Below are 20940 nucleotides of genomic sequence, written 5' to 3' on the forward strand. Positions count from 1 at the left end.
GCGATGCGGCGGCTCACCCCCTACCTGCTCGCGCTGCCGAGCTGGATGTGGCTGGCGATCTTCCTGGTCGTGCCCATGGCCGCGATGGCGTCGGTGTCGCTGCAGACCGGCAACGCCATCGACGGCTTCGCCATGACCTTCAGCTTCTCCAACTACGCCGACGCGATCGGCGCCTACAGCCCCCAGTTGCTGCGCTCGCTGCTCTACGGCGGGCTCGCCACGGTGGCCATGCTGGTCATCGGGTACCCGGTGGCGTACTGGATCGCGTTCAAGGCGGGGCACCGCAAGTCCGTCTACCTCTTCCTGCTGCTGCTGCCGTTCTTCGTCTCGTTCGTGCTGCGCACGATCTCGTGGAACTTCCTGCTGTCGGACAACGGCATCCTGTTCGGCACGCTGAAGGACTGGGGGCTGCTGCCGGCCGACTTCCACGTGCTGGCCACCACGTTCGCCGTGGTCGGCGGGCTGACGTACAACTTCCTGCCGTTCATGATCCTGCCGATCTACGTGGCGCTCGAACGGGTGGACCCGAGGGTGGTGGAGGCGGCGCAGGACCTGTACGCGACCCGGGCGGCGGCCTTCCGCCGGGTGGTGCTGCCGCTGTCGCTGCCGGGCGTCTTCGCCGGGGTGCTGATGACGTTCGTGCCCGCGACGGCCGACCCGATCAACGCGGCGATCCTCGGCGGCACCTCCAACACGATGATCGGCAACATCATCCAGACCGAGTACCTGACCAACCTCGACTACCCGACCGCCTCGGCGCTGTCGTTCACGCTCATGGCGGTGCTGCTCGTCGGCATCTTCGTCTACGCGCGGGCGCTCGGCACCGAGAACGTCCTTGAGGCGGCGGCCCGATGAGGGGCGCGCGGTTCGGCGACCGCCTGCTGCACCTCTACACCTGGCTGGTCATCGTCTGGCTGTCGTCGCCGATCGCCGTGATGATCCTGTTCGGGTTCAACGACAAGCGGAGCAAGTCCAACACCACCTGGCAGGGCTTCACCCTGCGCTGGTACGGCGAGCTGTTCGACATCCCCGACCTGACCGTGGCGCTGCGCAACACCCTGGTCATCGCCCTGGTCAGCACGGTCATCACGGTCGTGATCGGCACCATGCTGGGCCTGGCGCTCGGCCGGCACCGCTTCCGCGGCAAGGGCGTGACGAACTTCCTCGTCTTCGCCGCCATCTCCACGCCCGAGCTGGTCATGGGCGCCTCGCTGCTGTCGCTGTTCGTCTCCGGCAACGTGCCGCGCGACGCCAACACGATCATCGTCTCCCACGTGCTGTTCTCGCTGTCGTTCGTGGTCGTCACCGTACGGGCCAGGGTGGTCACGCTGGACCCGTCGCTGGAGGAGGCGGCCAGGGACCTGGGGGCGACGGCCTGGGGCACGTTCCGGCAGGTGACGCTGCCGGCGATCATGCCGGGTGTGCTGGCGGGCGCGATGTTGTCGTTCGCGCTGTCCGTCGACGACTACGTGGTGACCAGCTTCGTCAACGGCTCGACCGTGACGTTCCCGCTGTGGATCGTCGGCGCGGTCAAGACGGGCATCCCGGCGCAGGTCAACGTCATGGGTACGCTGATCTTCGGCATCGGCGTGCTGATCGCGATCGCCAACGCGGTCGCCACCCGCCGCCGCACCTGAGAACGAGGGAAGTGGGATTTCGTGGATCCGCTGAAGGCGCTGGCTGACGCGGAGCGCAAGCCGTACTGGCTGGACAGCCCGGCCAGACCCGGGCCCACACCGCGGCTCACCGCGAACACCACCGCCGACCTGGTCGTGGTCGGCGGCGGTTTCTCCGGGCTGTGGACCGCCCTGATGGCCAAGGAACGCGACCCCTCGCTCGACGTCGTCCTGCTCGAAGGCCGCAGGATCGGCTGGGCCGCCACCGGCCGCAACGGCGGGTTCTGCATGGCGACGCTCACCCACGGCCTGGCCAACGGGCTGGAGCGGTGGCCGGAGGAGATCGACCGGCTCGAACGCATGGGCGTGGAGAACCTCGACGAGATCGAGCGCACCCTCGACCGCTACGGCGTGGACTGCTCGTTCGACCGCACCGGCGAGCTGCACGTGGCCACCGAGCCGTGGCAGGTCGAGAGCCTGAACGAGCACCTGGACCTGATCTCGGAGCTGGGGCTCGACTACGTGCCGCTGGACCGGGATCAGGTGCGGGCCGAGGTCGGCTCGCCGACCTACCTGGCCGGGCTCTGGGAGCGCAGCGGCTGCGCCATGCTCGACCCGGCCCGGCTGGCCTGGGGCCTGCGCGCGGCCTGCCTGCGGCTCGGCGTCCGCGTCCACGAGCGCACTCCCGTCCGCTCGATGCGCGACGACGGCGGCACGATCAGCCTGCGCACGCCGTACGGGGTGGTGACCGCCCGCCGGGTGGCGCTGGGCACCGGCGTGTTCCCGCCGCTGCTGCGCCGGCTGCGCCACTTCGTGGTCCCGGTGTACGACTACGCCCTGATGACCGAGCCGCTGACCGCCGACCAGCTCGCCTCGGTGGGCTGGCACAACCGGCAGGGCGTCGGCGACTCGGGCAACCGGTTCCACTACTACCGGCTGAGCGACGACAACCGGATCCTGTGGGGCGGCTACGACGCCGTCTACTACAACGGCGGCCTGGTCAAGGCCGAGTACGAGCAGCGCGACGAGACGTTCGTCAAGCTCGCGGGCCACTTCTACGACACCTTCCCGCAGCTCGCCGACGTGCGCTTCACCCACAGATGGGGTGGCGTGATCGACACCTGCAGCCGGTTCAGCGCCTTCTACGGGCAGGCGCACGGCGGGCGGCTCGTCTACGCCGCCGGCTACACGGGCATGGGCGTCGGTGCCACCCGGTTCGGCGCGAACGTCATGCTCGACCTGCTGTCGGGCGAGCCCACCGAGCGGACGGGGCTGCGGATGGTGCGGGAGAAGCCGATCCCGTTCCCGCCCGAGCCGGTGCGTTCGGGGGTCATCCAGTTCACCCGCTGGTCGATCGCCCAGGCCGACCAGCACGAGGGCAGGCGCAACCTGTGGCTGCGCGCCCTCGACCGGATGGGCCTCGGGTTCGACTCGTAGCACACTTGTGCGCATGAGAGTTGACTTCAACGCCGACGGCCTCACGCTGGCCGGGGACCTGCGGGTGCCCGGCGGGCAGGGGCCGTGGCCGGGGCTGGTGTTCACCGGGCCGTTCACCGGAGTGCGCGATCAGGTGACCGGGCTCTACGCGGCCAGGCTGGCCGAGCGCGGCTACGCCACGCTGGCCTTCGACCACCGCAACTGGGGCGACTCGGACGGGCGGCCGCGCCGGCACGAGGACCCCCAGGGCAAGCTGCACGACCTGCGGGCGGCGGTGTCGTTCCTGCGCTCGCGGCCCGAGGTGGACGCGGAGCGGATCGGGGTGGTGGGCATCTGTCTCGGCGGTGGCTACGCGCTGAAGTTCGCCGCCTTCGACCCCCGCGTACGGGTCTTCGCCGGGATCGCCGGGGCCTACAACAACCCGTACGCGATGCGGTCCGGCATGGACTACCAGGAGGCGCTGGCGGCCCTGACCGAGGTGGTCGAGCGGCAGGATCGCGGCGGGCCGGTCGAGTACGTGCCCGCCGTGGCGGAGCGAGGGGAGGCCGCGATGCCGGGCGACGAGCCGTACGCGTACTACGGGAGCGAGCGCGGCGCCACGCCGCTCTGGGCGAACGAGGTGACCAGGGCCAGCGTGCTGGAGCTGCTCACCATGGACAACATCATGGGCAGTGACTTCCTGTCACCGAAGCCGGCGCTGATTGTGCACGGGGTGGTGGACCGGTTCTGCTCGCCGGAAGGGGCCGAGGAGGCGTTCAAGCGGCTCGACCAGCCGAAGCGGATCGTCTGGCTGGACGCCCAGCGGCACATCGACCTCTACGACCGCGAGCCGTACGTCGGGCAGGCCGTCGAGGCGACCGCCGGCTTCCTGGCCGAGCACCTCTGAGCCGTGCTCGGCAAGGTCGTGCTGAACATCTGACCAGGAAAGCGCCTGGTCAGATGGGGTCGGGCAGCTTGCCGGGCATCATCCGGGTGACCCCCGTCGAGATCACGGGGGTTCGCGCGTGCGTAGAGAGTGGCTGTGGCCGGTCCTTGTGGTGACGCTGGTGACGGCGGGGTGCGGGCAGGAGCGGGCGCCGGTGGTGTCCGTCGCGGTGCAGGCCCCGGTCAAGGTCGCCCGATGCTTGCTGAAATTTCCTGACAAAAGGGCCGGAGTTGTCGCGCGCGCCCGGCTCGAACGCGACATCGCCCGCTACGTGCACGGCCGCCCAGGGCGGATCGTCTACGGCGCACTCGACCTCGTCAGCGGGATCAGGGTGGGCCAGGGCGAGCACGAGCACGACCTGATCACCGCCAGCGGCGCCAAGGTCGACATCCTCGCGGCCCTGCTGTCGCGTAAGGACGGCCGGCTCGGCGAAGGGGAACTCGACCTGGCCACCCGCATGATCACCGAGAGCGACAACAGCGCCGCCGACGCGCTCTGGTCACGGGTGGGCGCGGGCGGCGGGATGAGCGAGTTCTACCGCAGGATCGGGCTCAGGGAGACCACGCCGGGGCCGAGCAAGTACTGGGGCGGCACCACCACCAGCCCCGCCGACCGCATCCGCCTGCTGAGGGCGCTCGTCAAGGGCGGCGGAGGGCTGAGCGCGGCCGACCGGCGGACGGTGCTCGGGCTCATGGAACGGGTGCAGCAGGACCAGGCGTGGGGGGTCAGCGCCGCCGCCAGGGCGGGGGACCGGGTGGCGCTGAAGAACGGGTGGACGCCGCGGCCGTTCATCCACAACACGTGGGCCGTGACGAGCTACGGGCGGGTCTCGGGGCCGGGGCGCGAGCTGCTGGTGTCGGTGCAGACGGATCGGCAGCCGGGGGAGGGGACGGGGATCCAGACCATCGAGGGCATCGCCCGCCTCATCGGCGCCCGCCTCGACGACCTCTCCCCGGTGATCACCCGCCCCTGCCCGACCGAGCCCATCGCCTGACCCTTCCCGACCAATCCTCAGCGGCGTTCGGCAGCCGGCACCTCCTCGGGGATCACCTTCGGCACGCCGCGCAGCCCGGCCAGCGCGAGCACCGCCACCACGGCCAGCAGGGCCGCCGTCACGTACGAGGTCAGGTGCATGCCCTCGATGAAGGCCGCCTGAGCCGCCCGGATCAGCCGCTCCGCCTGCTCGGCCGGCAGCGCGGCGGCGGCGCCCACCGCACCGGCGATCGACTCGGCGGCGGCGGCTCCGCCCGGCACCCCGGCGGGCAGGTCGAGGCCGGAGCGGTAGGCGCTGGTCAGCACCGTGCCCAGGATCGCGATGCCGAGGGCCCCGCCCAGCTCGAACGCCGTCTCCGACACCGCCGCCGCGGCCCCCGCCCGCTGCCTCGGCGCGGTGGCGAGGACGTTGTCGTTGTTGACGGTGAAGGCGAACCCGACCCCCATGCCGCCGATGATCGAGATGGGCAGCAGCGTGAGGTAGTTCAGCTCGGCGCCCAGCGTCGTGTAGTAGAGGAACGAGCCCGCGTTCATGGCCAGGCCGAGCGCGACCACGCCGTTCCTGCCGAGCGGCTGGATGAGCCTGGCGGCCAGGACGCCGCCCACCGCGCCGCTCAGGCCGCCGGGCAGCTGGGCCAGCCCCGCCAGCAGCGGCGACCAGCCGAGCACGAGCTGCAGGTACCACGCGAACATCAGCATCATGGCCGACATGGCGAAGATCGCCAGCAGGTTCGTCAGGATCGAGACGCTGAACGCCCTGCGCGCGAACAGCCGTACGTCGATCAGCGGCTCGGCCAGCCGGGTCTGCCGCCACACGAACAGCGCCAGCAGGACGATCCCGGCCACGCCCGCGCCCAGGACGTCGGCGTGCTCCGGCCCCCGGTGCGCGGCCTCCTTGATCGCGTAGACGGTGGTCACCACGCCGGTGAACGACAGCGCCACGCTGACCAGGTCGATCCGGCCCGCGTGCGGGTTGCGCGACTCGGGTAGCACCGCGATGCCGCCGACCAGCACCAGCGCCATGATCGGCACGTTGATCAGGAAGACCGAGCCCCACCAGAAGTGGTCGAGCAGCAGGCCGCCCACCACGGGTCCGACGGCGAAGCCGGCGGCGCTCATGCCGCTCCAGATGCCGACGGCCGCGGTCCGCTCCCCCGGGTCGGTGAACACGTTGCGCACGATCGACAGGGTCGAGGGCATGATCGTGGCGCCGGCCACGCCTAGCAGCGCCCTGGCGGCGATCAGGAGTTCGGGGGTGGGCGCGTACGCGGTGACCGCCGAGGCGGCCCCGAACGCGGCCGTGCCGATGAGCAGCAGGCGCTTGCGGCCGATGCGGTCGCCCAGGTTGCCCATGGTGACGAGCAGGCCGGCCAGTGCGAAGCCGTACATGTCGCCGATCCACAGCAATTGGGTGGCGCTCGCGCCGAGATCCGTCACCAGGCGGGGCAGCGCCAGGTGCAGGACCGTGAGGTCGAGGGAGAGCAGCAGCGTGGCCAGGCAGGCGACGGCCAGGCTGGACCATTTGTTCTTCATGCCGTCCACTGTCGGAGCGGCGGCTGACCGAGGGCCTACCGCTCGCTGACCGCCCGGCTGACCGCCGCCAGCCCGGCGGCGATGCGCTCGCGCGTGTCCTCGGTGCTGAACCAGCCGTCCGGGCACACCTCGCGCGCCTGGAGCAGCAGCGCGCGGGCCCGGTCGAGCTCGCCGCGGGCCAGCGCCGCCTCACCCTGCCCCAGGCAGGCCCAGGCCAGCGTCTCCATCGAGCCGTTCCGGCGCGACAGCTCGGCGGCCCGCGCGTAGTCGGCCTGCGCCCTGCCGGGCTCGTCCAGGTGGATCAGCGCGTCGGCGCGGCGGCACAGGCTCTCGGCGATCTCCGTGGTGGCGTCCAGTTCGAGCGCCGTGCTGAGCGCCTCGTCGGCCAGCGCGTACGCGGCCCGGTAGTCGCCCTGCGCCTGGCGCAGCGCGCCCAGCCCGGACACCACCAGCACCGTGCCCCAGCGCTCCCCGAGCGCCTTGAACGCGGCCAGGCTGCGCTCGAACTTGGCCAGCGACTCCTCCGTTCGGCCCAGCACCTGCAGCACGAACGCCTGGCCGCTGAACGACAGCGCCTCCTGCCAGGGCGGAAGCCGCTCGGTCCCGGTCTCCAGCAGGTGGTACGTGGTCTCGAAATCCTCGGGCGGGCCGGTGAACATCGACAGCAGCATCATCAGGAACTCCACCCGCATCGGCAGGTGGGTGACCGGCAGCAGGCAGCTCGCCTCGTTCAGGCGCGCCCGCAGGGTCTCGTCCGCGCCTCCCGACCAGGCCGTGATGAGGACGCACATGACGTACTCCTCCTCGCGGCCGGGAAAACGCGTCTCGCCCAGCGCGGCCAGCAGCCCCAAGGCCAGGTTCGCGCTGGTGAGGCGGTGGCCGCGCATCCACCAGTAGCAGGCGCTGTGCGCCATGAGCTGCAGCCCCAGCTCCAGCCGCCGGGCCTCGACGGTCCAGCGCACGGCCGCGTCGAGGTCGGTGCTCTCCTCGTCGAGCCGGGCCAGCCACTCCATCTGCGCCGAGGTGCGCAGCCGGGGGTCGGCCTCCATCATCAGGTCCAGGTAGTAGCCGGCGTGCGCGTCGCGGACCGCCTCCTGCTCGCCCGACTCCGCCAGCCGTTCGGCGCAGAACGCCCTGATCGTCTCCAGCATCAGGAACCGGCCGTCGGCGAACTCCACCAGCGACTTCTCCGCCAGTGAGAACAGCACCTCCTCCGGCAGCCCGCACACCCGCTCCGCCGCTTCCGGCCGGGCGCCGCCCGCGAACACGCTCAGCCGCTCGGCCATCCGCTGCTCGCTCTCGTCCAGCAGGTCCCAGCTCCACGCGACGACCGCGCGCAGGGTCTGGTGGCGGGGCAGCGCCGTACGGCTGCCGCGGGTCAGCAGCCGGAACCGGTCGTCCAGCCGGGCCGCGACGTCGGAGAGCGACAGCGTACGCAGCCGGGCCGCGGCCAGCTCGATGGCCAGCGGCAGCCCGTCGAGCGCCCGGCAGATGTGCGCGACCTGCCCGGCGTTGCCCGCGTCCACGGCGAAGCCCGGCCGCACGGCCGCGGCCCGGTCGGCGAACAGCCGCACGGCCGCGTAGTCCAGCGGGTTGCCCGCCTCAGGCGGCGGCAGGCTCAGAGGCGACACGGGCAGGATCGACTCGCCCGTGATGCCCAGGGCCTCCCGCCCGGTCGCCAGCACGCGCAGGCCGGGGCAGGCGGCCAGCAGCTGATCGGCCAGCTCGGCCGTGGCCGCCACGAGATGCTCGCAGTTGTCCAGCACGATCAGCAGCTCGCGATCGGCCAGTGCGGTGAGCAGCCTGGACAGAGGGTCCAGGGCGGGCCGGTCGGGGTGGTGCAGCAGCGCGTCGCGGATGTCGAGGGCGGCCAGCACGGCGTTCGTCACCCCGCCGGCGTCGGAGACGGGCGCGAGCGGCACGAAGCACACGTCGCCGCTCTCCTGGGCGGCGGCCTCGGTCGCCAGCCGCGTCTTGCCCGCGCCGCCCGGACCGATCAGCGTGACCAGCCGCCCGGCCCGCAGCCTGGCGCTGACCTGGCCGAGCTCCTCGGCCCGGCCGACGAAGCTGGTGAGCTGAGCCCGCAACCCCTGCCTGGACCCCTGCTTGGACCGCTGCCGCACCGGCGCCGCCTCCACCTGCGACGCCGTCCCGTCCGGCACGGCCCCGTCCAGCACGGTTTCGTCCAGCACGGTTTCGTCCGGCGCGGTCCCGTCCGGTCGAGTCTCGATTCGCGGCGTGGCCGGGCCCAGTGCGGGGTCGGCGCGTAGGACGGCCAGGTGGGCGGCCGCGAGTTCGGCGCCCGGTTCGACGCCCAGCTCCTCGTCCAGCAGTTTCCTGGCGTCCGTGTAGACGGCCAGCGCCTCCGCCTGGCGGCCGCTGCCGTACAGGGCGCGCATGAGCTGGGCGCGCAGCCGTTCGCGCAGCGGGTGCGCGGCGGAGAGCTGGCTCAGCTCGGCCACCAGCTCGCGATGCCGGCCCAGGTCGAGGTCCGCCTGCAGGCGGTCCTCCGTGGCGGTCAGGCGCAGCTCCTCCAGGGCCGCGGCGGCGGCCCCCGCGTGCGGGGCGTCGGCCAGCGGCGCGCCCCGCCACAGCTCCAGGGCCTCGCACAGCAGCGCCGCCGCCCGCTCCGCGTCCCCGCCGGCCAGTGCCTTCCTGCCCTGGGACACCAGGAGCTCGAACCTGCGCGCGTCCACCTCCTGCGGGTCGGCCACCAGCCGGTAGCCGGCGGGGTGGAACTCCACCAGATCCCTGCCCAGCGACCGGCGCAGCCGGGACACCTGCGACTGCAGCGCGTTCGCCACGCCCTCGGGGGGCGTGGGGCCGTACAGGCCGTTCACGAGCTGCTCCGCGCCGACGACGCGGCCGGCGTGCAGGGCGAGCAGCGCCAGCAGCGCGCGGACGCGGGGACCGCCGAGCGCGACCGGCTCGCCGTCCTCGTCCAGCACGGTCGTGGGTCCGAGGATCTGGAAGCGCATTCCTCGATTATCGCGGCAACAGCTCCGCGATCTCCGCATATGTCGGCATGCGCGGTGCCTGCTCCCCGCGTACGTCCAGCGCCGCCGCGAGCCCCGCCCGCAACGCGGCACGGTAGAGCAGCGACCCGGTGCTCACCCTGGCCACGCCGGCCTCCGCGAGCCGGGCCAGGCCGGGACCGTCCGGCTGGTGGAGCACGTTCAGCGGCAGGGGCGTGCTCGCCGCGATCTCGGCGATCTCCTGGAGATCGCTCAGCCCCGGCACGAAGATCCCGTCGGCGTGCCCGTAGGCGCGGACGCGCTCCAAGGTGTCCCCGGTACGCAGCCAGCACGTGTCCGTCCGGGCGTTGACGAACACGCCGTGCCCCTTGGCCGCCTCGATGATGCTCTGGTGCAGCTCGACGGGCCGCAGCGTGCCGTCGGGGCGGCCGTCCTCCAGGTTGACGCCTGCGACGCCGAGCGCGGCCAGCGACGCGACCAGGCCGGCGACCTCCGCCGGATCGTCGCTGAACCCGCCCTCGATGTCCACGGTCACCAGGACGCCCAGGCCGCTGATCGCCTCGGCCAGCTCGATCGTCTCGGCCTTGGTCCGGCCGGCCGCGTCCGGTTTGCCGTGCACGGCGGCCACGCCGAGACTGGTCGTGCCGATCGCCGGGAAACCCTGCGCGGCCAGGTAGGCGGCGGAGCCGTAGTCCCAGGCGTTGGGCAGCAGCAGCGGGTCGCCGGGACGGTGCAGGTCGTGGAAGTTCACCCGAGCACCCCTTCCAGGACGCCCGCCGCCAGGGCGAGCGCGTGCGCGGGCGCGGGGCACGGGCGCACGCCGTGACCGAAGGTCAGGTGGCTGTGGGGCGCCTCGCGGTTGGCGGTCACCAGGTCGATCGTCACCTCGTCGCCGGTGAGCGTGTCCAGCCTGCGGGTGGCCGTGAGCGGCGGGTGCCAGGCCAGCGTCTCGTGCAGGAGTGCGTCGGCGTCGTCGCCGGGCCGGGCCCGCTCCAGGGCGTTCCCGATGAGCCCCTCCGTGGCGGCGTACCCCTGCAGCAGCAGCGTGATCGCGGGCAGGCCGGCCTGCGTCAGCAGCTCGGCGACGGCGGCGTCGGCCCGCGGGCTCTCCTCGCCCGACAGGTATCCGGCCGCGGCGGCCGGCACGGCGCTGGTGTCGGCGACCCCGAGCGCGGTCCCCAGCACATCTGTGGGCACGCCGCGCCAGTCTCCGCGCCGCTGTACGGTCATGGCCCTGGCCTGCTCGCGCAGCTCGGCCGGGTCCACCCCGTCCAGCAGGTCGGTCAGGGCGCGGCGGCGTTCCGCGTGCGGTTCGCCGGTGCTGAACCGCGAGACGTGGGCGCGCAGCCAGGCCAGCGTCCCCTCCGCGCCGTCCTGGCGTACGGGAGGCGGCACGTACCTGGTGTCGGCGAGCACCGCCTCGGCTTCTGCGTGACGTGTGATGAGCATGAACTCACGCTATGACCTGGTCCTTTCGACGGCGGCCGAAGTATGCCCGAGCGGGGACGTCCCGCGGCCGGGGCTGCCGGCTGAAGGCCGACGGCCGACGCAGGCGGTTCCGTCGACGGCGGCGTGCCGCCGTCAGGCGGCGAGCCGTTCCTGGCCCTCCGGCCGCTCCGGGTTCTCCGGCCGCTTCCGCTCGGCCGCCGTGGCGGCCGGAGGCGCGACCGCGTTCCGCGCGGCGCCCCTGCCGCCGCCGATCGCCAGCGCCATGGCCATGAGCAGCGCCATCTCGGCCAGCACCATGCCGCGCTCCAGCAGCCCGTAGTACGCGCCGCCGTTGATCAGCGCCGAGGTGAACGTGGCGGGATGGGCCGCCAGGTAGACCGCCAGCGCCACCCCCGAGGCCACGCTCATGGCGCGCACCGCGTTCCACCTCGGGGCGGCGGAGCGGCCCCGGGCCAGGACCCAGCCGGCGACCGGCAGCGAGGTGAACACGATCGCCGCCGACCAGCGGTGGATCTCGCCGGACAACGAGCCCACCTGCGAGGTGCCGGGGTCGGTGGGGAAGATGCCGCTCATCATCAGGCCGAAGGCTCCGGCCAGCAGCAGCACGCGGGTGGCCGCGGTGCGCCCGGGGTCCACGATCGCCAGCCCGTACGCCAGGCTCAGGCACGCTCCCGCGAGTGCCAGCATCCCGATCAGTACGGGCGCCAGCCCGCCGGAGACCAGCGCGTAGTCACTGAGCAGCGTCTGGTTGGGCAGCGCCACGTGCGCGTAGGCCAGCGCGCCCGCCGACACCATCGTGCCGATCAGCGTCACCCAGACGCTCCGCGTGAGCGTCATCGCGCCACCTCGTCGTAGATCCGCTCGAAGCGGGCGAGCGAGGACTGGTCGTCGTGGGTCAACGCCAGCTCCCTGCTGGCCTTGCCGAGCCTGGCGCGCAGGCCGTCGTCGGCGAGGACGGCGGTCAGGTGCCTGGCCAGCCCGACCACGTCACCGGGCTGGAACAGGTAGCCGTTCCCGTCCACCAGGTGCGGCAGCGCCATCGCGTCGGCGGCGACCACGGGCAGCCCCGAGGCCATGGCCTCCAGCGTGGCGATGCTCTGCAGCTCGGCGACGCCCGGCATGGCGAACACGTCGGCGGCGGAGAACGCCTGCGACATGTTCTCGTCGGGCACGAAGCCGAGGAAGAAGACCCGATCGCTCACCCCGATGCTCCTCGCCAGCCGCTCCAGCTCGTCGCGCTGGTTGCCCTTGCCGACCAGCGCCACCTGCGCGTCGGTCTCGTTGAGCACCAGCGGCAGCGCGCGGACCAGCTCGTCCAGCCGCTTCTCCTCGTCCAGCCGGCCGACGAACAGCACCGTGGGCCGGTCGGGCAGGTCGAACATCCGGCGCGCCCAGGACTTCGGCTCGGCGCGCGGGTGGAACCTGGTCAGGTCGATCCCGCAGGACACCGGCTCGACCTCGCGCCCGAAGCCCTGGTCGGACAGGAGCCTCGCGGCCAGCGGGGTGGGCGTGGTGATGTGGTCGGCCCGGTTGAAGACGCGGCTGAAGTCGCGCCAGGCCAGCCGGCCTGCCTTGATCCTGAGCTTCTCGGGGATGTGGGCGAACTGGAAGAGGTTGTCGGGCATGAAGTGGTTCGTCGCCACGACCGGCACGCCGGCCCGGCGGGCGGCGGCGATGGCGGCCCGGCCGACCACGAAGTGGCCCTGGGTGTGCAGCACGTCCGGGTTGATGTCGGCGACGAGCCGGTCGAGCCGGGTCGGCACGGTGACGCGCATGGTCGGGTGGACCAGCAGCGGCGCCGAGCGCAGCCGGTGCACCACGACCCCGTCCACGACGTCGGCGCTGGCCGGGCCCGCCTCCGACTGGCAGACCACGTGCACGTCGTTGCCGCGCGCGGCCAGGCCCGTGGCCAGGCGGTGGGTGAAGTAGGCGGCGCCGTTCACATCAGGGGGATAGGTGTCGGTGGAGATCAGGATCCGGCGGGGGCGCTCGGGAGCCGGGGAGAGCGCGGCGACGTCGGAAACGGTGTGGAGGGGCATGGCCATGGTCGTCTACTCCGGTCTTGCTGTCGCGGCTGCGGGGACAGCCGGGGGATTGATGATCGAGTCGGTCAGGGGTCAGGCGGGTTCTCGGTGTGCTTCCAGTGGGCTGGTCCTGGCCAGCGCCACGGTGCCCGCGGCGGTGAGCAGGGCGGCCAGGACCGGCAGGATCCCGGTCGGCAGCGGCTCGCCCAGCAGCAGCGCGCCGAACGCCACTGCGGTCAAGGGGTCGGTGATCTGCAGGGAGGCGAAGGAGACGCCGAAGTGCCCGACGGCGTAGGCCCGCTGGAGCATGACCAGCGCCAGCAGGGCGGGGACCGGCAGCGCCAGCAGGTACCACCAGTTCCAGCCGCCGTCCACCAGCACGCGGACGAGCGTCGCGGTGGCGCCGTACAGGACGCCTGAGCTGGTCGCCAGCAGCGCCGCCCGGCCCGCGGGCGAGGCGGCCTTCGAGCCCGCCCACAGCAGCACCGCCGCGATGCCGGCCACGGCGAGCAGGGTGAGCACGCCGTTCGGGCTGAGGTGGGTCGGGCCGTCGGACTCCGGCACCAGCAGCACCAGGCCGATCAGCCCGATCGCCACCACGCCGGCCGCGGCCAGCTCGTTGCGCGCCGGCCGGCGGCCGTGCAGCGCGGCGGCCAGAGGCAGCGCGAACAGCAGGCTGGCCACGCCCATCGGCTGGACGACGGTCAGCGGTCCGAGCCCGAGCGCGACGATGTGCAGGCCGCCACCCGCCAGGATGGACGCGCCGCCCAGCAGCCAGCGCGGCCTCCTGAGCAGGGCGAGCAGTCCGGGCTTGGCGGTGCCGGCCGCCTCGAACTGCTGCAGCGCGGCCCCGAGCGCGAAGAACAGCGAACCGACCAGGGCTATTACCGCGGCCAGCACAGTCATGCGCACTCCTTTCAGACGGATGGTTGCCAGGCAGGGTCAAACGGACGTGTCCGCAGGAAGGCGTTCCGGGGAAACCTGGATGGCGGCGCGTCGTTTCCGCACCCAGCGCACGATCTCCACCACGGCGGTGACGGACAGCGCGATGCCGAGGCCGAGCAGCAGCCCCTTGATCGGGTCGTTCTCGAACGCCATCCCGCCGAAGAAGCCGATCAGCCCGGAGTACACCGCCCACGAGCCGGCCGCGATCGCGTCGAAGAAGGTGAACGAGCGCAGTGGATGCCTCACCGCGCCCATGGTGAGCGTGGTGGCGGTGCGTCCGCCGGGGATGTACCTGGCCACGACCAGGACGAGCCCGCCCCGCTCCGCCAGGGCGCCGCGCGCCCAGATGAACGCCTTCTTGTCCCGCAGCCGGCCGGCCGACCTGTTGCCGATCAGGTACGAGATGTGGTCACCGGCGAACGCGCCGAGCGCCGCGACCACGATGACCAGGGCCAGGTTGGTCTCGCCGGTGGCGGCGAACACCCCGGCCGTGATCACCGACGTCTCGGCGGGCACGATGGGGAAGAACCCGTCGAGCAACGCCAGGGCGAACAGCGCGACGTACAACCACGGTGACGACATCACCTGCTCGACCAGGTCGAGGATGGCGTGCGACATGAGTGTGTACTCCGATCGTTTAGGGCACCCACACAGCGTCTCGGTGCGGGCGGTCCGCGGACATCGGGGATGCCCCCGGTCGAACGCGGCCCTTTCCCTTACTCCGGTCAGGGCCGGTACCCCATGAAGGTAGAAACTCCGCAGGTCACGGCACATCGGACGATCGGCACGCGACACCCCCTACTTTCGTCAGGGGCGGGCCCGCGACCTCCGGATGACACCACCGATCAAACCCGTTTCCGCAGGCGGAAACAGGAGTGGAGGTAGGCGGTTTCCGGGTGGGGTTAGCCCTACCTCGGCAGTGGTCCGCACCCCACCCTGACTTTCGTCAGGGGTGGCACCCGACTTCCGGCGGCTCCGCGTACCCGGGCGCGCGGATAACGTCGGTTGCGTGAAGCGTCCGCACGTCCCCCGCCGGCAGAACCGCAAGCAGGTGAGCTACGACCTGCTGCTCTTCGTCCTGCTCTGCGTCCTGGTGATCGCGATGGGGCCCGACCCCGTCTACCGCGACGCGGCGGCGTTCGCCCGGGTGACCGTGCCCCGGCTGGGGCTGGCGGCGGTGGCCGTCTACGTCGGCCGGCGCTATCCGCTGGCCGCGCTGGTGCTGCTGCTGCCGATGGGGCCGTGGCGGTTCACCGAGGGGTTCGCGACCGTGGACCTGAGCTGGCTGCTGCCCCGGCGCAACGTCAAGATCTTCCCGCTGCTGCCGTCGTCGATGGTGGTGATCTGGTACGCGTTCCTGACCGGGCGGCGCATGGTCCGGCTCTGGCCCGCCCTCGTGGCGTTCTGCCTCATCTCCCTGGTCGGCGTGGCCGTCGTGCTGACCCAGGGCGGCGACCTGGCGCTGTGGGTGTCCATGGTCACCGCGCTGACCGGCACCTACCTCGTCCCCTACCTGTTCGGCCTGCTGCGCCGCCGGCTGCTGCACCAGCGGCAGCAGGCCAGGCTGTCCGGCGAGGCCCAGGCCAGGCTGCGCGAGCGGGCCAGGATCGCGCGCGACATGCACGACTCACTCGGCCACGACCTGGCCCTCATCGCCGTCAGGGCCGCCGGCCTGGAGCTCGCCCCCGGCCTCGCGCCCGCCCAGGTCAAGGCCGCGGGCGAGCTGCGCGTCGCGGCGGCGGACGCCACGGAGCGGCTGCGCCAGATCATCGGGCTGCTGCGTGACGACGCCGACGCCGCGCCGCTCGCGCCGGTGGGGGAGGACGTCTCCGAGCTGGTACGCCGCGCCGCGGACTCCGGCATGTCGATCACCCTGCACGGGTCCACGGACCCGTCCGCGTCCGCCCTGGTCCATGCCGTCGTCCAGGAGGGGTTGACCAACGCCGCCAAGCACGCCCCGGGAGCCGCGGTCGAGGTCACGCTCTCCCCGCACCGGATCCGCGTCCGCAACGAGCCGCCGCGCTCCAGGCCCACGGCGCGCTCCGGCGGGCTGGGGCTGGCGGGGCTGCGCGAGCGCGTACGGCTGTCCGGCGGCACACTCACCGCCGGCCCGTACGGCGACGGCTTCGAACTGACCGTCACCCTTCCGCACGAGACCGTCACTCTCCCGCACGAGACCGCGACCCATCCGCACGAGACCGTGACCCTCCTGCATGAGCTCCCCCATGAGAGGGAGGAGGATCCCCACCGGTCGTGAGGGAACCGGCCGCCGTTCACACGAGGCTCGGAGCATGAACACACACGGACCGGGCATCGGCCGCCTCACCGCCGCCATCGTGGCGGTCGCCGCCATGCTGCCCTACCTCACGCTCAAGATCCTCTGGCTGACCGGCAGCAGCATCGGCCTGAGCGAGCCGGGCCTGATGAACGACCCGGCCATGGTCGGGATGAACGCGATGACCTTCGGCATGGACGTCGTGGCCCTGCTGCTGGCGCTGTCGTTCACGATGCGCTGGGGCCTGCGGCTGCCCGCCTGGCTGGTGCTGCTGCCGCTCTGGGTGGGCATCGGCCTGCTGTCGGTGGTGGCCGTGGCCGCGCCCGTCATCGCGGTCATCTCCGGCCTGCAGGTCTTCGGGGGCGGGCCCATCGCGCCGTGGATCTACATGATGGTCTACGGCGGGTTCGTGGGGCAGGCCGTCGGCCTCATGATCGCCTTCGTGCTCTACTCGCGCGACCGCTGGCCCGGCGTCTTCACCACGGCCGTGAACCAGCCTTTCCCCAGCCCGACCCGGCCGCTGCAGGAGGTTCTCGCCTGGGGCGCGCTGCCGGTGGCCGTGGCGATCGGCGCGGCGAAGCTCGCGGAGGCGTTCGGCGCGGACGCGGCGGTGCTCGTCCAGGAAGGGCTGAAGGGGCTGCTCGCCATCGCCGGAGCCGTCGCGCTCGTGGCGGTCGTACGGCGGCGCGGCGGCGGCCCGTTCTGGCGGCCGCTCGTGCTCGTCTGGCTCGGCTCGGGCACGCTGTTCGGCTGGGGCCTCTACCTGATGATCGTCAAGTCCGTCGGCGGGCCGCTCTCGGCGGGCGGCGCGGGCGGCCTGGTGGACCTGTTCGGCATGCTGACCGGGCTGGTCATGGGGATGTGCGGGGCGTTCCTGCTGGTGGAACGGTCAGGCGTGCGAGACGTGCAGCCGGTGCAGCAGCCGCTTGAACGCCAGCACGGAGAACGTGATCGCAGCACCGCTGATCACGGCCACCGCTGACGTACGCATGATCATGAAGCCGGCCAGCGAGCCGCCCAGCGACTCGTAGACCGCGAGGAAGATGCTCAGCGTCGAGTTCATCAGCAGCACGAACGCCCACAGCAGCGTGATCCTGGCGAAGAACCTGCGTACCCGCTCGTGCTTGAGCACCGCCGACGGCAGATGGATGTAGTCGAGCGTCAGCTTCTGCACCAGCGGCCGGTTCAGCCGCACGGAGGCGAGGAAGGCCATGCTGATGCAGATCGTGCCCATCTCGGGCTGGATGAAGAACCACATCCAGGTGCCGGTCCAGAACGCCACGACCGCCCTGATGGTGATCGCGAACGCGGCCAGGTACATCGTGGCGGGCACCTTGATCCGCCTGACCAGCCGCCAGGCCACCCCGAGGTAGACCCAGGCGACGGTCAGGGCGAGGGCCCACTTGAAGCCGAGGACGACCATGGCGAGGTAGAACACGGCGAGGGGGGCCACCACGCCCTCCAGCAGCCGGGGAGCGGCCTGCCGGGCGAGCGCGGTGAGGCGTGGAAGAGTGACCTGTGGATGGTTCAAGGTTGCTCCGCAGATAGGCCGACGATCGACGTCTACCCGGGCTTCGGGGGACCAGGCTTTCCAGATGGATGGCTGGATGTCACCGAGGCGTCATCGCCGTTGTCCCGGGAAGCACGCCGGTGGCCTACCGTACCCGAGGCGAGAAGGTGGGACTGCCTCTTTTGACTCGTTCCATCTGTCTCCACGAAAACAGATACGCCTTGAATGCGTCTTTCATCCGAGTGACGTGGTGGCCAGTTTCGCGCCGAATCCCAGGAAGACGACGCCCACGCCGGAGGTCAGCCCGGCGCTCAGCCGGCTGTGACGGCGGAACTGCCGGGCCAGGTACGTGCCGCCGAAGATGAGCGCCGTCAGGTAGAGGAAGCTGAAGATCTGGATGACCGCGCCCAGGATGAGGAACGACAGCGCCGGGTTGCCGTAGGCCGGGTCCACGAACTGGACGAAGAACGAGACGAAGAACAGGATCGCCTTCGGGTTCAGCAGACTGATCGTCAGCGCCTTACGGAACGGCCGTGCCCTGAGCTCCTCCTCGGTCACCGCGGCCTGAGCCTGGTCGGCCGTCGCCGCCTGCGCCCCCGCCTTCGCCTCCGTCCCCGCGGCCGGTAGTGCCCGCCAGGCGCTCCAGGCCCCCCGGATCATCTGGAACCCGATCCAGGCCAGGTACGCCGCGCCCGCGTACTTGACGATCGCGAACAACGGCGGATTGGCCCGCAGGAGGGACGCGGCCCCGGCGGCGGACAGGACCATCAGCACGGTGTCCCCGACGAACACGCCCGCCGCCGCACGGTATCCCTGACGGACGCCGCGCCGGGCGGCGAGGGACAGGACGTACAGGGAGTTCGGGCCGGGCAGCAGGATGATCAGAAAAGCGCCGACCACGTAGGCCCAGAAATCCATGATGCCGAAGAACATGCCGCTTGCTCCCGCAGAAGAACTGGTGACAAATCACGGTAGCGCGTGAGGAGCGATGACTTTCCTGCCGCCCACCGGTCAACATGGGCACACAGGGAAAGGAGCACGCAATGGATCTCGGAATGGGCCTCCCCGTCACCGGCGGCGACGTCGACCCTGAGCACATCGCCCGCGTGGCGCAGACGGCCGAGCAGGCGGGCCTCGGCGCGGTATGGACCTTCGAACGGCTGCTGCGCCCCGCCCAGGCACGCATGCTCGGCATGGACCAGCCGGTGCCGCTGCCCGACTCCTACGGCAGCGTCCTCGATCCGCTGGAGACGCTGGCGTACGTGGCGGCCAGGACCAGCACGATCCGCCTCGGCACGAGCGTCGTCGACGCGCTGTTCCACAACCCCGTCGTGCTGGCCAAGCGGCTGGCCACCCTCGACCGGCTCAGCGGCGGCCGGGCCATGATCGGGCTCGGGCAGGGCTGGATGGAGCAGGAGTTCGAGGCGGCCGGGGTACCCGTGAAGCGGCGCGGGGCCGGCTTCGCGGAGCACGTCCAGGCCATGCAGGCGTGCTGGGGCCCTGACCCGGTGAGCTTCTCCGGCCGCTTCTACTCGATCCCGGAGGCCGACATCGGCCCGAAGCCCTCGCCGTCCGGCCTCACCCTGCTGGCCGGCGTCGGGGCGCCGGCGGCGATCGAGCGCGCGGCGGCGCTCGGGATGGGGATCGTGGTGGTGGTGTTCGACTGGGACCAGGCCAGGCAGGCCGTGGAGGCGTACGGCAAGGGTCCGGGCCCGCTGGTCTTCCAGGTCAACGGCCCTGTCACGGACCGTCCCCTGACCGACCGCGCCCCGCTGACCGGCTCACCGGAGCAGGTGGCCGGGGACCTGGTACAGGCCCGGGAGTTGGGCGCCGACCACGTGCTCTGGCACCCGATGGAGACGGGCGCGGACGAACTGGTCGAACGCCTCGCGGAGGTCCTTACTTCGTGACGTCGGGGGAGGGAGTGCCGTCTGGCGCCTCCTCCTCGAAGACCTCTTCGAGCGTGATGGCGTGGACGGTACGCGTGAGCCAGTCTTCGAGGAGGGCGAGGTCGGTGGTTTTCATGATCTTGTCACGGACGGGCTCATCGATGGGGATGCGCCGCTTCTCAAGGGCTCTCAGCACGAATCCCGCATAGCCCCTCGCGTAGCCTTCTGCATAAGTCTTCTCGTAATCCTCCGGAAAATATCTCGTGTAGCTCCTCGCATAGCCTCTTGCGAAGGCGCTGGCGACAACATCGGCGAGGTACACCTGTCCGGACTCAGATCTGAAGAGGAAGGCGCCTGGGTGCACGAAGTTCCTCCGGGTCCGTCTTGTGCGTTGCTGCCTGATGGGGCCTGGATCAATGGGAGGGGGCGTGGTGGGGGCCTGGTGGCAGGCACGGTTGGGGCGTTGATCCAGGCCGGTGGTGCTACTCGAAGATGTCTTCGGCGGTGGTGACGTCGAGGGCCCGATCGATCCAGTCTTCGAGCAGGGCGATGTCGGTGGTTTCCATAATTTTGTCACGGAACGCCTGGTCCGTTGGGATGCCCCGCTTGTCGAGGATCCTCAGTATGGATTTCGCCTCGCCCTTTGCCTCCCCCTTGGCCTCGACTTCGGCGATGTACTCTTGTGCGGACTCTGACCTGAATCGGTAGGCGCTTGCTTGCACGAGGTCCCTCCAGATCTGTGTGGCTTTGGTCTTTCCTAGGCCTATTTCGGTTTGTAGGGCGAGCTCTCCGGCTGTTTCCGGGTCGATCTTGTGCAGGGCGTGGTCCAGGGCCTTCAGTATGTCGTTCACCTCCGGCGACTCTACGTGGCAGAAGGCTGAGAACATGGTCAGAACCACGTTCTCGGTCGCCTCCTCCGGGTCGGTGATCGCCTTGACGTTGTCGGGACCGAACACGATCGGGCTGACGACCAGGGAAGGGTGGTCCACGAGTCCGATGGGGTGTGCCTTACGAGCCCAGGTCGCCGTTCCGGTGTCCGCGCAGGTCACCATGAGTGTCACTGGACACTTGTACTTGCTGTGCGCGTAGCTGATGTAGTGGGCCCAGGAGGATACCTTTTGCTCACTTTCGCGGAGCTGTGCCTCGGTGATGATGATGTGCCTTTCCTCCTGTTCGAGGAGGAACATCACCACCGTGTCGGCTTTCCGGTCGATGGGGAGAATTTCCGTCATGTCCGTATCTATGACGGCGATCTCCTGCGGAACGGGCAATTTAATATCGATCATCTCGAATGCGCGAGTGTATAGCTCCGGATTGTCGCGAAATATGCGGTGGAGCCCTTCGTGTTGTGCGGTTGGCATGCGGGGAC

General features: G+C 71.2%; 20 protein-coding genes. 8 read left to right on the plus strand and 12 right to left on the minus strand.

From position 1 onward, the window contains the following. Positions 1–3: 3 nt before the first annotated feature. The 5 genes from B0I32_RS50630 to B0I32_RS50650 all read left to right on the plus strand — a co-directional run bounded on the left by B0I32_RS50630 (position 4) and on the right by B0I32_RS50650 (position 4972). Positions 4–855, plus strand: coding sequence for an ABC transporter permease (locus B0I32_RS50630; protein WP_106252028.1), 852 nt, complete (start codon positions 4–6; stop codon positions 853–855). Further along, positions 852–1637: an ABC transporter permease gene (locus tag B0I32_RS50635; RefSeq protein ID WP_106252030.1), complete on the plus strand. Its 786-nt coding sequence runs from the start codon at positions 852–854 to the stop codon at positions 1635–1637. The genes B0I32_RS50630 and B0I32_RS50635 overlap by 4 nt, the downstream gene beginning before the upstream one ends. A 21-nt stretch (positions 1638–1658) precedes the next feature. Next, positions 1659–3053, plus strand: a complete 1395-nt coding sequence (locus B0I32_RS50640) for an NAD(P)/FAD-dependent oxidoreductase (protein ID WP_106252032.1) — start codon at positions 1659–1661, stop codon at positions 3051–3053. A gap of 13 nt (positions 3054–3066) precedes the next feature. Further along, positions 3067–3939 (plus strand): alpha/beta hydrolase, encoded by an 873-nt coding sequence (locus B0I32_RS50645; RefSeq protein ID WP_219912436.1) that lies wholly within the window; start codon positions 3067–3069, stop codon positions 3937–3939. 118 nt (positions 3940–4057) lie between these two features. Further along, positions 4058–4972 carry a serine hydrolase gene (locus tag B0I32_RS50650; RefSeq protein ID WP_146178621.1) on the plus strand — a complete coding sequence of 305 codons (915 nt, stop codon included), beginning with the start codon at positions 4058–4060 and terminating at the stop codon, positions 4970–4972. Between the two features lie 17 nt (positions 4973–4989). Here the strand turns inward: B0I32_RS50650 and B0I32_RS50655 are convergent, their stop codons facing one another. The 8 genes from B0I32_RS50655 to B0I32_RS50690 all read right to left on the minus strand — a co-directional run bounded on the left by B0I32_RS50655 (position 4990) and on the right by B0I32_RS50690 (position 14515). Beyond that, entirely contained in the window at positions 4990–6504 is a 1515-nt protein-coding gene (locus B0I32_RS50655; RefSeq protein WP_106252110.1) for an MFS transporter, read from the minus strand. Positions 6505–6539: 35 nt separating this feature from the next. Next, positions 6540–9482, minus strand: coding sequence for an AfsR/SARP family transcriptional regulator (locus B0I32_RS50660; protein ID WP_106252036.1), 2943 nt, complete (start codon positions 9480–9482; stop codon positions 6540–6542). Between the two features lie 7 nt (positions 9483–9489). Then, positions 9490–10230, minus strand: a complete 741-nt coding sequence (locus tag B0I32_RS50665; protein WP_106252038.1) for an isocitrate lyase/PEP mutase family protein — start codon at positions 10228–10230, stop codon at positions 9490–9492. Continuing rightward, positions 10227–10928, minus strand: a complete 702-nt coding sequence (locus B0I32_RS50670; protein WP_106252057.1) for a cytochrome P450 family protein — start codon at positions 10926–10928, stop codon at positions 10227–10229. The genes B0I32_RS50665 and B0I32_RS50670 overlap by 4 nt, the downstream gene beginning before the upstream one ends. Before the next feature lie 132 nt (positions 10929–11060). Continuing rightward, a complete protein-coding gene (locus B0I32_RS50675; protein ID WP_106252059.1) occupies positions 11061–11765 on the minus strand; it encodes a DUF998 domain-containing protein in 705 nt (234 codons plus the stop codon). Then, on the minus strand, positions 11762–12973 hold the full coding sequence (locus tag B0I32_RS50680; RefSeq protein WP_106252061.1) for a glycosyltransferase: 1212 nt from the start codon (positions 12971–12973) through the stop codon (positions 11762–11764). Before B0I32_RS50680 ends, B0I32_RS50675 begins: the two co-directional genes overlap by 4 nt. A 72-nt stretch (positions 12974–13045) precedes the next feature. Further along, complete coding sequence (locus B0I32_RS50685) at positions 13046–13858, minus strand: DMT family transporter (RefSeq protein ID WP_181308691.1); 813 nt, start codon at positions 13856–13858, stop codon at positions 13046–13048. Positions 13859–13894: 36 nt separating this feature from the next. Beyond that, positions 13895–14515 carry a DedA family protein gene (locus B0I32_RS50690; RefSeq protein WP_106252062.1) on the minus strand — a complete coding sequence of 207 codons (621 nt, stop codon included), beginning with the start codon at positions 14513–14515 and terminating at the stop codon, positions 13895–13897. A 391-nt stretch (positions 14516–14906) separates the two neighbouring features. On the opposite strand from B0I32_RS50690, the gene B0I32_RS50695 reads away from it, so the two are divergent. Together B0I32_RS50695 and B0I32_RS50700 are read left to right on the plus strand one after the other, a co-directional pair. Further along, positions 14907–16154 carry a sensor histidine kinase gene (locus tag B0I32_RS50695; RefSeq protein ID WP_106252064.1) on the plus strand — a complete coding sequence of 416 codons (1248 nt, stop codon included), beginning with the start codon at positions 14907–14909 and terminating at the stop codon, positions 16152–16154. A 34-nt stretch (positions 16155–16188) separates the two neighbouring features. Further along, on the plus strand, positions 16189–17154 hold the full coding sequence (locus B0I32_RS50700) for a hypothetical protein (RefSeq protein WP_106252065.1): 966 nt from the start codon (positions 16189–16191) through the stop codon (positions 17152–17154). Here B0I32_RS50700 and B0I32_RS50705 read toward each other — a convergent pair. Both B0I32_RS50705 and leuE read right to left on the minus strand, forming a co-directional pair. Continuing rightward, the gene (locus B0I32_RS50705; protein WP_106252066.1) at positions 17062–17703 is read right to left on the minus strand and encodes a VC0807 family protein; all 642 of its coding nucleotides are present in this window, start codon (positions 17701–17703) and stop codon (positions 17062–17064) included. The two genes, B0I32_RS50700 and B0I32_RS50705, sit on opposite strands and share 93 nt — an antisense overlap. Before the next feature lie 213 nt (positions 17704–17916). Next, positions 17917–18615, minus strand: a complete 699-nt coding sequence (gene leuE, locus B0I32_RS50710; protein ID WP_106252068.1) for a leucine efflux protein LeuE — start codon at positions 18613–18615, stop codon at positions 17917–17919. A gap of 110 nt (positions 18616–18725) precedes the next feature. On the opposite strand from leuE, the gene B0I32_RS50715 reads away from it, so the two are divergent. Continuing rightward, on the plus strand, positions 18726–19592 hold the full coding sequence (locus B0I32_RS50715; RefSeq protein ID WP_181308692.1) for a TIGR03619 family F420-dependent LLM class oxidoreductase: 867 nt from the start codon (positions 18726–18728) through the stop codon (positions 19590–19592). Here B0I32_RS50715 and B0I32_RS50720 read toward each other — a convergent pair. Both B0I32_RS50720 and B0I32_RS50725 read right to left on the minus strand, forming a co-directional pair. Next, entirely contained in the window at positions 19582–19935 is a 354-nt protein-coding gene (locus B0I32_RS50720; protein ID WP_106252071.1) for a hypothetical protein, read from the minus strand. The two genes, B0I32_RS50715 and B0I32_RS50720, sit on opposite strands and share 11 nt — an antisense overlap. Before the next feature lie 118 nt (positions 19936–20053). After that, positions 20054–20932 carry a hypothetical protein gene (locus tag B0I32_RS50725; RefSeq protein WP_146178622.1) on the minus strand — a complete coding sequence of 293 codons (879 nt, stop codon included), beginning with the start codon at positions 20930–20932 and terminating at the stop codon, positions 20054–20056. Positions 20933–20940 lie beyond the last annotated feature (8 nt).

This window comes from Nonomuraea fuscirosea (genome assembly GCF_003001935.1).
GTDB classification, from domain to species: domain Bacteria; phylum Actinomycetota; class Actinomycetes; order Streptosporangiales; family Streptosporangiaceae; genus Nonomuraea; species Nonomuraea fuscirosea.